This is a genomic window from Streptomyces sp. NPDC058257 (assembly GCF_042881845.1).
GTDB lineage: Bacteria > Actinomycetota > Actinomycetes > Streptomycetales > Streptomycetaceae > Streptomyces.
Genome location: NZ_JBHVXJ010000004.1, coordinates 498522 through 507588 on the forward strand (window position 1 = coordinate 498522; position 9067 = coordinate 507588).

8 protein-coding genes and 1 tRNA gene are annotated in these 9067 nt (G+C 70.0%); 5 read left to right on the top strand and 4 right to left on the bottom strand.

Annotation, left to right across the window (positions count from 1 at the left end):
* Positions 1–9 precede the first annotated feature (9 nt).
* A complete protein-coding gene (locus ACFVXC_RS14705) occupies positions 10–933 on the bottom strand; it encodes an aminoglycoside phosphotransferase family protein (protein WP_389905257.1) in 924 nt (307 codons plus the stop codon).
* On the opposite strand from ACFVXC_RS14705, the gene ACFVXC_RS14710 reads away from it, so the two are divergent.
* Positions 932–1699, top strand: a complete 768-nt coding sequence (locus ACFVXC_RS14710) for a rhomboid-like protein (protein WP_389905259.1) — start codon at positions 932–934, stop codon at positions 1697–1699. The two genes, ACFVXC_RS14705 and ACFVXC_RS14710, sit on opposite strands and share 2 nt — an antisense overlap.
* A gap of 15 nt (positions 1700–1714) precedes the next feature.
* Here the strand turns inward: ACFVXC_RS14710 and ACFVXC_RS14715 are convergent, their stop codons facing one another.
* Positions 1715–2485 carry a DsbA family protein gene (locus ACFVXC_RS14715; RefSeq protein ID WP_389905261.1) on the bottom strand — a complete coding sequence of 257 codons (771 nt, stop codon included), beginning with the start codon at positions 2483–2485 and terminating at the stop codon, positions 1715–1717.
* Between the two features lie 131 nt (positions 2486–2616).
* On the opposite strand from ACFVXC_RS14715, the gene ACFVXC_RS14720 reads away from it, so the two are divergent.
* A complete protein-coding gene (locus ACFVXC_RS14720; RefSeq protein ID WP_389905263.1) occupies positions 2617–4011 on the top strand; it encodes an NAD(P)/FAD-dependent oxidoreductase in 1395 nt (464 codons plus the stop codon).
* Between the two features lie 213 nt (positions 4012–4224).
* Here ACFVXC_RS14720 and ACFVXC_RS14725 read toward each other — a convergent pair.
* A tRNA-Thr gene (locus ACFVXC_RS14725) sits at positions 4225–4301 on the bottom strand.
* Positions 4302–4550: 249 nt separating this feature from the next.
* Between ACFVXC_RS14725 and ACFVXC_RS14730 the strand changes: the two genes are divergently transcribed.
* The 3 genes from ACFVXC_RS14730 to ACFVXC_RS14740 all read left to right on the top strand — a co-directional run bounded on the left by ACFVXC_RS14730 (position 4551) and on the right by ACFVXC_RS14740 (position 7130).
* On the top strand, positions 4551–5687 hold the full coding sequence (locus ACFVXC_RS14730) for an ABC transporter ATP-binding protein (protein ID WP_389905265.1): 1137 nt from the start codon (positions 4551–4553) through the stop codon (positions 5685–5687).
* A 226-nt stretch (positions 5688–5913) separates the two neighbouring features.
* Positions 5914–6372 carry a hypothetical protein gene (locus ACFVXC_RS14735; protein ID WP_389905266.1) on the top strand — a complete coding sequence of 153 codons (459 nt, stop codon included), beginning with the start codon at positions 5914–5916 and terminating at the stop codon, positions 6370–6372.
* A gap of 26 nt (positions 6373–6398) precedes the next feature.
* Complete coding sequence (locus ACFVXC_RS14740) at positions 6399–7130, top strand: NDP-sugar synthase (RefSeq protein WP_389905267.1); 732 nt, start codon at positions 6399–6401, stop codon at positions 7128–7130.
* Positions 7131–7232: 102 nt separating this feature from the next.
* On the opposite strand, the gene ACFVXC_RS14745 is transcribed toward ACFVXC_RS14740, so the two are convergent.
* The gene (locus ACFVXC_RS14745) at positions 7233–8900 is read right to left on the bottom strand and encodes a DoxX family membrane protein (RefSeq protein ID WP_389905269.1); all 1668 of its coding nucleotides are present in this window, start codon (positions 8898–8900) and stop codon (positions 7233–7235) included.
* Positions 8901–9067 lie beyond the last annotated feature (167 nt).

The window sequence follows — 9067 nt, forward strand, 5'->3', positions numbered from 1 at the left end:
GGCAGGCCGTCAGAGTCCCAGCAACAACCGCGCGATCTCCAGGTCCTCCTCGTCGAGCGACCGCCCGTCCTCGATCTCCCACAACGCGTTCTGCAGCACCCGCCCCAGCGTCCAGGCCTTCGCCCGCTCCCGGTCGAGCCCGAGGACCTCACTCATCGCGTCGAACCGCCACAGCACGTCGTCCACGTCGAAACGGTTGTTGAGCGCGGGCCAGAGGTCGAACCCCGGATCCCCGGCCAGCGGCTTCGGGTCGATGGCGAGCCACGGCTCGCGCTCGGCGGCAAGGACGTTCTCGAAGTGCAGGTCCCAGTGCAGCATCCGGTCACCGGGCTCGCCCATGACCTCGCGCACCGCGCCCCCGCACCGCTCCACGATCGCCCGCTCCACCGGATCGGGGATCGCCTTCAGCGCCCCCGGCAGATCGTCGACCATCTCCCCCGCGATGTCCCCGAGCCGTCGCATCCCCTCCGGCGCGGGCACCGACGTGAGCCGTGCGAGCAGCTCGGCGACGACGAGCACGGCCTTGCGCGTATCCGTCATCGTCGACAACATCCGCCCGGAGTCCAGCCGTTCGAGCAGCATCGTGCCGGTGCCGTCGTCGTAGTCCAGCAACCGCACGGCCCCGTCGCCGTCCCACACCCGAAGCCCGACCGGCTCCCCCTCGGTCTCCTCGTCGAGAAGCTGGAACTTCACCGCGGCGGGGGTGCCGTCCCGCCGCACCACGGGCAGTACGAGCGCGGCCATCCCGTGCATCGAGGGCCCGTCGACCGTCAGCCCCCACCGCTCGACGAACTCGGCGACCCGCGCGGGCAGCGCCGCGATGAAGGCACGGCCCGGCTCACCCGCGTACGCGTACTGCGACTCGATCAGCTCGTCCGGAATGCGAATGTCGATCACGCCCGCGACGCTACCGACGTGGGTGAATCGCCGCATGGGGATTATTCGGGCCACGAGAGCCAGGAGAACCGCGAGGACCACGAGAACCGCGAGGACCACGAGAACCGCGAGGACCACGAGAACTGCGAGGACCACGAGGACCACGAGGACCGCGAGGACCGCGAGGCAGACCGTTCTCGGCTACCTACGCAGCGCCCCCGGAACGTACATCTGGCTCGCGATCCTCTTCGTCACCACGGTCGCGATGCACCACATGTCACCGGAGTTCGAGAACGACTTCCTGCGCCAGCGCTCCACGAACATCCACGAGCTGTCGCAGAACCCCGTCCGCGTCCTGGTCTCCAGCGCGTTCTGGATCGACGGCGGCGGCTGGCTCCCGTACGTCGTGCTCTACACCGTCTTCCACTCCACAGCCGAACGCTGGCTCGGCACGGCTCGCTGGCTCGCGGTGGCCGCGGGCTCACACGTCATGGCCACCCTCATCAGCGAAGGCGTCCTCGCGCTCGCGATCCACCACGGCGCCGCACCCACGTCCTCCGTCAAAACCCTGGACGTGGGCGTCAGTTACGCGCTCGCGGGCGTGGTCGCGATCCTCACCTACTGGGTCCCCTCGCCCTGGAGATACGCGTACCTCCTGATCGTCCTCGCCGTGTACGGCACCCCGCTGATCACCGGGAGGACCTTCACCGACCTGGGCCACTTCACAGCGGTCCTGATCGGCCTGGCCTGCTTCCCGCTGACCCGGAGCGCCGTACGCCCGGCCCCGAGGAGATGGGGACCAGCCCGAGGAGATGGGGACTAGGGGGACCACGGGGGATCAGGAAATCCCGGAACCCCTGAGCTCCTTGGCGAACGCGTCCTGGTCGAACAGCGCGTCGCTGTGCACCTTGTTGCCGTCGATCAGGACGGTCGGCGTGCCCTGCATCCCGTCATCGGTGAAAGCCTTCATGGCCTCACCGACCCACTTCTTGTACGTCCCCTTCCGCACGGCCCTGTCGAACTCGGCGCCCCGCAGCCCGTCCACCTTCCCGGCGATCTTCAACAGGAAGGCGGGCGTGTAGGCGTCGTCGGTCTCCGTCCCGGCCTGGTTGGCGTAGACCGCGGCGTGGTACTGCGGGAACTTGCCCGCCTCGACCGACGCCCGCAACGCGTTCGCCGCGTTGACCGAGCCACTGCCACCGAGGTTGCTGTCGAGGAACGAGGCCAGCGTGTACTGGACCTTGACCTTGCCCTCGGCCACCGGCTTCACCAGCGCCTGCGCACCGGACTCCTCGAACTTCTTGCAGATCGGGCAGCGCGCGTCCTCGTACAGCTTGACCGTGTGCCCGGCCTTCGGGTCGCCGACCGTGATCACGCCACCCTGCACGGTGGCGGGCGTCTTCGCGAGCGCGTCGGTACCGGCCGGCGGCTCCTTCGCCTCGGGACCACCGGCGGACGCGGACTCGGACTCGGACTCGGACGCGGAGGCCGACGCCTTGTCGTCGCCCCCGCCCGTGAGGTCGTCGGGCCCGCAGGCGGCTGCGCCCCCGGCGAGAAATGCGGTGGCGGCCACCGCGGCGACGATGCGCCCGGCCTTGCGTACGGCCATCTGAACAGTCCTCCAGGATCAAGGCACATGACACTTCGCCACGCGCCGGATCAACGTATCGGACCCCCCGCCCCGAAACCGCACGCCACGGCCCTCCCCAAAGCCCCCACCAGCGCAGTAACGTCCGGCCCATGAGCAGCACGATCAACGGCGGCATCTCGTTCTGGTACGCGGACCACGGCACCCCGGCCCCCCGTGAACCCCTGCCGGGCGACGAGAGTGCCGACGTCTGCATAGTCGGCGGCGGCTACACGGGCCTGTGGACCGCGTACTACCTGAAGAAGGCCGCCCCCTTCCTCCGCATCACCGTCCTGGAACAGAAGTTCTGCGGCTACGGAGCCTCGGGCCGCAACGGCGGCTGGCTCTACAACGGCATCGCGGGCCGCGACCGCTACGCCCGCCTGCACGGCAAGGATGCGGCGATCCGCCTCCAGGAGGCGATGAATGACACGGTGGGGGAAGTGATCCGCACGGCCGCCGAGGAGTCGATCGACGCGGACATCCACCACGGCGGCGTACTCGAAGTGGCCTACACCCCGGCCCAGTTGGCGCGCCTGAAAGACTTCCACGCCACGGAACTCGCATACGGCGAGAAGGACCGCACCCTGCTGGGCGCCCGCGAGACGGCCGACCGGATCCGCGTCTCGGGCGCCGTCGGCTCCACCTGGACGCCGCACGGCGCACGCCTGCACCCGGTGAAACTGGTGAAGGGCCTGGCGGCCGCGGTCGAGTCCCTCGGCGTGACGATCCACGAATCGACCCCGGTCACGGAGATCAAGCCGAAACACGCGATCACCCCGTACGGAACGGTCCGCGCGCCGTACATCCTGCGCTGCACGGAGGGCTTCACGGCGTCCCTCAAGGGCCAACGCCGGACCTGGCTCCCGATGAACTCCTCAATGATCGCGACGGCACCCCTGACGCCCGCCCAATGGGAATCAATAGGCTGGGAGGGCCGCGAGACGCTGGGCGACATGGCGCACGCGTACATGTACGCCCAGCGCACAGCGGACGGCCGCATCGCACTCGGCGGCCGAGGCGTCCCCTACCGCTTCGCCTCTAAAACGGACAACGACGGCCGCACGCAACCGCCGACGATCGAGGCCCTGCGCGAGATCCTGACCCGCTTCTTCCCCCAACTGGCCGGAGTGCAGGTCGCCCACGCCTGGTCCGGCGTCCTCGGCGTCCCCCGCGACTGGTGCGCCACGGTCACCCTGGACCGCGCGACGGGCCTCGGCTGGGCGGGCGGCTACGTCGGCTCAGGCGTGGCCACCGCCAACCTCGCGGCCCGCACCCTGCGCGACCTGGTCCAACAGGACTCGGGCCAGGCAGGCTCCACGGACCTCACCACGCTCCCCTGGGTCAACCACAAGGTCCGCAAGTGGGAACCCGAACCCCTGCGCTGGCTGGCCGTCCACGGCATGTACGCGACGTACCGCAACGCGGACCACCGGGAACTGACCACCCCGACGATCCAAGCCCCACGCCTGGCCCGCCTCGCGAACCGCTTGTCGGGCCGCCACTGACGCATGCCCATGAGCACCCCGCGCGCCACGCCCTCCGACGCCGCCCTCCGACGCCTCCCTCTACCGCGCCCTCTACCGCCCCGGAGCAGCAGCACCCGCGAGGGGCCGGGCCCCGTCCGACAGCGCGAGCAGCGCCGCATGGGACGGCGAGCCCGCTGAAAAGAGGGTCCTGCCGTCCGAGTGGACGGCAGGACCCTCTTGTTCGGTACTCCCTGGAGCCCCCTGTCGGATTCGAACCGACGACCTACGCATTACAAGTGCGTTGCTCTGGCCATCTGAGCTAAGGAGGCACGCACCGCGAGGCACGCACCGCCAGGCACGCGCCGCGAGGCACGCACCGCACTGACGTGCCCGTGCAGTGTAACCAACACCGCCGATGCCCCGTCGAAAACTTCCTCGAAGGTCACAGCCTCCCGGCTACTGACAGACGTATGACCTCCGGGGTACGGTCACGAGCAGTTCACCCAGGTGGACTACACCACTCCTCTCTTTACAACGGATCGTCCGGCACGTTCCTGCCGGTGAAGGGGGCCCTCACCATGGCCACTGTTTCGTTCGACAAGGCGACCCGCATCTACCCGGGTGGCGACAAGCCCGCCGTCGATCAGCTCGAGCTCGATGTCGCGGACGGCGAGTTCCTCGTACTCGTCGGCCCCTCCGGCTGCGGAAAGTCCACCTCCCTGCGCATGCTCGCGGGCCTGGAGGACGTGAACGCCGGCGCCATCCGCATCGGTGACCGCGACGTCACGCACCTGCCGCCCAAGGACCGGGACATCGCCATGGTGTTCCAGAACTACGCGCTCTACCCGCACATGAGCGTCGCCGACAACATGGGCTTCGCCCTGAAGATCGCCGGCGTCAACAAGGCCGAGATCCGCCAGAAGGTCGAGGACGCGGCGAAGATCCTCGACCTCACCGACTACTTGGCCCGCAAGCCCAAGGCCCTCTCCGGTGGTCAGCGCCAGCGTGTCGCCATGGGACGCGCCATCGTGCGTGAGCCCCAGGTCTTCCTCATGGACGAGCCGCTGTCGAACCTCGACGCCAAGCTGCGTGTCTCGACGCGTACGCAGATCGCCAGCCTCCAGCGGCGCCTGGGCATCACCACCGTCTACGTCACCCACGACCAGGTCGAGGCCATGACGATGGGCGACCGCGTGGCCGTCCTGAAGGACGGTCTGCTCCAGCAGGTCGACTCGCCGCGCAACATGTACGACCGCCCGGCCAACCTCTTCGTCGCGGGCTTCATCGGCTCCCCCGCCATGAACCTCGTCGAGGTCCCGATCACCGACGGCGGCGTGAAGTTCGGCAACTCCGTCGTACCGGTCAACCGCGAGGCGCTCTCCGCCGCCTCCGACAAGGGCGACCGCACGGTCACGGTCGGCGTCCGTCCGGAGCACTTCGACATCGTCGAGCAGGACGGCTCCACCGCGAAGTCCCTCTCCAAGGAGACCGAGGACGCCCCGGCGGGCCTCGCCGTCTCCGTGAACGTCGTCGAGGAGCTCGGCGCCGACGGTTACGTCTACGGCTCCGCGGAGGTCGGCGGCGAGCACAAGGACCTCGTGGTCCGGGTGAACGGCCGCAAGGTCCCGGAGAAGGGCACGCAGCTGCACGTCGTGCCGCGCCCGGGGGAGATCCACGTGTTCTCGACGTCGACGGGTGAGCGTCTCACCGACTGACAGCCGGCCGGAGAGCCGACCGGCGAACCGGCTCACCAGCACTTGTAGGGCCCCGCACCTCGGTGCGGGGCCCTTACCCGTGCGTCAACGTTGTCGACAAATACCCCGGCAGACCGGTCATTTCGCTCCGCCCCCGTCAACACCGCTCCAGAAAAACCTCATTCTCCGTCGCTCGACCGAGTGACTAAATGTCGCCAAATCATCACCGACCGCTACGCTCACTCGCGTGACGCACTCCGCCAACTACACCCAGAAGCCGCGCCGAGCCCATCGAGGCCCCGCCCGTCGCATCGGCCGCACGCTCGCCCTCGTCCTGCCCGTGATGCTGGTGCTCTCCGGGACCCTCGCGGTCACCAGCGTCAACTGGTCCGGTAACAACTCGGATTCGATGCTCACCGCATCCTCCGACGATCTTTCCGTACCGGCCAAGTCCCGCGCCCCGCAGGATCTCCTGCGCGACCGGCTCCTCCTGGAACTCCAGGAGAGGAACCCGGGTGTGGCGCTCACCCATCTCCAGCAGGAGGTGAACCGCCATCCGTCGCTCGCCAGGCACTGTGTCTCCATCGCCCGTGCCCTCGGCCGCGCAGCCGCCCAGAAGTACGGCCCGAGCCGTGCGCAGTCGTATGCGCGCCCGGTCTGCGACACGTCCTTCGCGACGGGCGTCGCCGCCCATCAGAACGGCTGATCGGGCGGGCACGTAGGGTTTCCGGCATGACCGGTGACCCACACGCTCACAAGCCCACGCAGGCCGTTGTCCTGGCCGGAGGCCAGGGCTCGCGCCTCCGTCCGTACACCGATGACCGGCCCAAGCCGATGGTCGAGATCCCTGGCACAGGGACCCCGATCATCGGCCATCAGCTTTCCTGGCTGGCGGCCGAGGGTGTGACGGACGCCGTCGTCTCCTGCGGTCATCTCGCCGAAGTGCTCCAGGAGTGGCTGGAGTCGGCCGATCTCCCCCTGAACGTCACCACGGTGGTCGAGAACGAGCCGCTGGGCCGCGGCGGCGGCCTCAAGTACGCCGCCCGCCACCTCCCGCACGCGGACCGCCCCTGGTACGCGACGAACGGCGACATCTGGACCCGCTTCTCGCTGCGCGACATGGCGGCCTTCCACGCCGAGCGCGACGCCACCGCGACCCTCGCCCTGGCCCGCCCCCGCATCCCGTGGGGCGCCGTCGAGACGGACGCGTTCGGCCACATCACGGACTTCATCGAGTCCCCGCCGTCCCCGTACCTGATCAACGCGGGCGTGTACGTCTTCTCCTCCGCCTTCGCGGCGCTGCTCCCGGACCGCGGTGACCACGAGCGCACCACGTTCCCGCGCCTGGCCCGTGAGAAGAGCCTTGCGGGCTTCCCGCTGCCGCAGGGCGCCTACTGGCGCGCGATCGACACGGCCAAGGACCTGACGGAAGCGGCCAAGGAGCTCGCGGCGCAGTCCGGTTGAGGGTTTCCTCGTCTCGTACGCCGATGGGCCCCGCACACGCCGATGGGCCCCGCACAGTCTCTGTGCGGGGCCCATCGGCGTACGCGTAGGTCACAGGCCTGCTCAGCCTCCGCCGAGCAGCCCTCCCACGAGCCGGCTGTTGCCACCCGTGCTTCCACCGCCGCCGCTGCCGCCGCCGCTCGTGCCGCCCTCAGGCGCTGCGCCGCCGGTGCCGCCGCCGCTGGACGTGGGTCCCGCGGTGGCCGAGGCCGGAGGCTGCTGGGGCGACGACTGCTGGGGCGGGGCCTGCCCGGTGCCCTGCGTCTGGCTCGGCTGCTGCCCCTGACCGGTGCCCGCGTTGGTCGTCTCGGGTGCCGCGCCCGGGGTGGCCGCCCCTCCGGCGCCCTGCGTGGGGCTCGCGGAACTGCCCTGGGTCGGTGCCTGGGACCCGGCGCCCTGCGTGGGGCTCTGCGACTGTCCCTGGCGGTGCCGCTGCTTTCCGGGTTCCTGCGGGAGCGGTGAGCCCGGCAGTTCGTTGCGCGGGGCCTCTCCGGGGCCCGGCACGGTCACGCGGTCGGCGTCCCGCACGGCGCCGCCGAGCATCGAACCGATCAGCAGCGTGAGACCGACGACGAGACCGCCGATGAGACCGCCGCGCCGCAGCACACGGCGCCGCAGTTCCCAGATGTCCACGCGCGGCCCGAGCGTCCGCCAGGCCTCGCCCGCGAGGCGTCCGTCGACGGAGTAGACGGGCGCGCCCGCGATGATGAGCGGCGACCATGCGGCCAGATAGATGATGTCCGGCGCGTCGTACGCGGGAACGGTCTTCCAGCTGACGGTGACGAGGAGCGCGGCGGAGAGAAGCACGCCGATACCGGCCGCGACCCGCTGCCAGAGCCCGAGCACCGTGAGCACGCCGACGATGATCTGCAGGAAGGCGATGCAGAGTCCCGCGCCCACCGGGTGCGAGAGGGCGAACTCCCGCAGCGGCTCGGCGAGCGCCCAGGGGTGCAGCGAGTTGAGCCACTTGACCATGGAGCCGCGTTCGCCGCCGTCGAAGTACACGGGGTCGCAGAGCTTGCCCATGCCGGCGTAGATGGAGATGAACCCGAGGAAGACGCGCATGGGAAGCAGCACGACGCCGAGGTTCATGCGGCGGCCGGGGTAATACGCGTGCCGCACGGGGTCGGCCCCGTGCCGCCTTACGACCTGGCGGCCGTCCTCGTCGCGTTCGTCGTCCGCGTCGTCGAATTCGTCGTCCCCGTAGGGGCGTTGTTCGTCGAAGTCGCTCTCCGACACCGGCATGCGCGGGATGAGCCGGGTATGGGACTCGGGGTGGCGGGGGCCGATGACGGCAGGCGTGGCCTGCGTACTCTCAAGATCGTCGTCGTCGATGCGCGGGATGACCTGCGTGGCGCCTCCGTCGTCGTGGGAGATGCCACCCACTTCGGCCGAATGGCGCACGCCGGTGCCGCGCACCGCCTGCAGCAGCCCGGTGGCCCCGGGGTCGCCCGGCTCGGACTTCCCGCTCCAGACGACGGGCGAGCGGCGCCGCACCGCGGAGCCGGAAGCGGGGATGCGCATGGTGTCATCGGCATTGCTCAAGTGCCGTGCGATACGCGGGGATTGGGTCCGCTGCGCGGTGGGGAGCTGCACGCGGAAGCTCGCGTGGTTCACGATGACCTGCGCCGGGTCGCTCGGCACTTTCACCATGCTCAGCGCGGGAGCTTCGTCGAACCCTGACGAGCTTCCCCCCGTGGGATTGCGGGGCGTTCTGGTGTCCACACTCATCTAACCGAGTGATGTGTGTTTAGGACACTGCCTTGACCGCGCGGAAATGTCCGGACCGCGTCAAGATCTTCGCCAGGCCTTCGCCGGGCGTCGGCCGCCCCCCGGGGTAGCGGGGGGGGCGGCGCCCGGGCGGTCGGCGAACAACGGGGGCGGGGCGCCGCGTAGGG